This is a genomic window from Halorubrum sp. SP9 (assembly GCF_005435015.1).
GTDB lineage: Archaea > Halobacteriota > Halobacteria > Halobacteriales > Haloferacaceae > Halorubrum > Halorubrum sodomense.
Map to the genome: position 1 here is coordinate 1 of NZ_SGXU01000082.1, position 2109 is coordinate 2109.

Annotated in this window: 2 protein-coding genes and 1 pseudogene; 2 read left to right on the plus strand and 1 reads right to left on the minus strand. The window is 47.5% G+C overall.

Annotated features, from left to right (window positions below; genetic code table 11):
* Both EXE45_RS19745 and EXE45_RS16395 read left to right on the plus strand, forming a co-directional pair.
* Positions 1-625, plus strand: a pseudogene (locus tag EXE45_RS19745) (hypothetical protein); the annotation flags it as partial.
* 2 nt (positions 626-627) lie between these two features.
* A complete protein-coding gene (locus EXE45_RS16395; protein ID WP_137694949.1) occupies positions 628-1719 on the plus strand; it encodes a hypothetical protein in 1092 nt (363 codons plus the stop codon).
* A gap of 16 nt (positions 1720-1735) precedes the next feature.
* On the opposite strand, the gene EXE45_RS16400 is transcribed toward EXE45_RS16395, so the two are convergent.
* Positions 1736-2047 carry a hypothetical protein gene (locus EXE45_RS16400; RefSeq protein WP_241989505.1) on the minus strand — a complete coding sequence of 104 codons (312 nt, stop codon included), beginning with the start codon at positions 2045-2047 and terminating at the stop codon, positions 1736-1738.
* Positions 2048-2109: the final 62 nt, after the last annotated feature.

Consider the following 2109-nt stretch of genomic DNA (forward strand, 5'->3'; position numbering starts at 1 on the left):
AATCATATACAACGGGGATGATGGGCGTCAGACCCTCCAAGAGTTTAGAGAGTATTACGGTGTAGTCCCTATTAGAGTCGAATACCGCGGAGAGGAGATCGAGTTTAAAATTAATAAGAACGGTAAGTTCACGCTGAAGCGAACGAACGCAGAGAACTTCACGCTCTTATTCGATCTGATCCGGGAGATTCAGGATCACGTTTTAGATATTCAAGAGGTGAGTCAACGGATCAAATTTCGAACCGAGCGGCGGGGGTCAGGAAACCTTGAGTTGGAACTCGCTGACGTAACCGCCGGACAAATTGATTTCCACAAATCGTTTAATTTGCTGATGGCAGAGGAGTTCGTCGAATCAGCGGGTGAGAAAAACTACCGGCAATTCACATTTACAGACGTCTCCAAAGAAGCTGGTTCGCTTGATTTCTCTGCAACAGTCACAGATGAGATCCGTGAAGCGACGTTCAATATCAGCGCAACTGAGTACTCAATGAAGATTGTTCCAAAACACGATTGTGAATTCCCAACAATCGTTCAATTCTACCACCTCATCACAGAAACTGTTGACGAACGCGCAACTATCGATATATTCGACAGCGAATCTGCTTATGCCGAAACCACTGCCTGAGAATGAGCATAGATCCTCCAGATAGTGTCCCCGAGCATTGGCATGATGAGTTCGCAGACCGATATCTGGAGATCCGGAAGGAGAGGCTTGAACAATATCATGAAGAGGAACAACGTGATCGGATTGAACGGAGCTTAAAAAAAGAGCAAGAGCACCGCAAGCTCCTCAATATGTGTATATTTCCTTTCAGTAGTAGTCCCTCTCCATCGGATTTTCGATTTCTTCGGGCAGATCCCTTGGAAGAGAAGGGCTTACCAAACTTCGATTTCTTGCTGTGGGATTTTGAGGGGCAGGCCATATTCGGTGAGGCGAAGGCCAACATCGCTCAGGGCCCAGTAAGCCTTCTGAATGAGGTTCGTGAGCAAAGACAAGTTGTCGAGGATAACATGGAGTACATCGTTGAGAAATACTTAGGTGAGGAACCTAGACACGTTGAGTACGTTCTTGCCACTTTCGCTGGTGACGCAGATCAAATTACTCGAAAAGCAATCAGCGAAAGTCGGGACGTAGTAACATGGGCGATTCACCAGATGGAGAAGAGCATATCAGTTAACACTGTTCTACCGTCAGAAAACGATATTCCAGATGGTGAGAGCCTTGATGATGTCAATCTCCGAATCAAGCACTCAAAAAGAGAATTAAACAGTACACTCTCTCGTGCCAAATCTACTGAAGGCAGCTTCAATCTGTTTCCAGAGTCTGACCCTGTGACAAAACTCCGGACAATAATAACCGCACGCTACTCTGAGGGGGGACATTGTTTCGTAAATGTCCAAGAGATTTCCGACATTGTGGACAGTGATCTTTTTTATCTAGAAGAGTCCAAGCGAGAGGAAATTGTGGATGAAATTGTTGAACAGGGTCTTGAAATAGGGTTCCTGAGGGAATACGACGAAACAGATGCGGACTACAAAATTGTTTCCCGATACACCCACAGCGATGGGTTGGAAGACACTCTCAGAAGGAAGTGGATCGACTCGCAGATCGACCAAGATATTGAAGAAATCGAAAAAGAGTGTGAGCGGCTTGCGGCAAAAGAAGTAAACAGGCAAACACAGCTTTGGGATTACCTAGACAGTGAAACTATGGTGTGAATAATTCTATGAAGGTCTAAGACTGGATTCCAGAGCTCATATCTTTGGTAGCGAGGTACTCTTTCATTTGATTTATTTCCGCCTGTAGATTCTCAATCTGCTCCTGTAACCGCTGTCGCTCCAGCTCGGCCTCGATGTACAGCGAGAGGTCCATCCCTCGCCGCGGCGACGCCGGCTCCAGGTAATCAGCGGCGCCAGCGTTGGCGCCCATCATCCCCAGCACCTCGCCGAACGCCATCTCCGCCTCCGGCCGGAGCATCCGCCGGAAATCCTCGAGTTCCTTCGCGCGCTGCTCAACAATCATCTGCTGCGTCCTACTTGGGGGCACACCTTGGCCAAGCAGGTGTTTAAATAAAGACATAAGCCATATGCGGTGAGTAAAAGCGAAAC

Coding starts and splice junctions, on each gene's coding strand:
- EXE45_RS16395 (WP_137694949.1), top strand. CDS start 628: ATGAGCATAGATCCTCCAGATAGTGTCCCCGAGCATTGGCATGATGAG.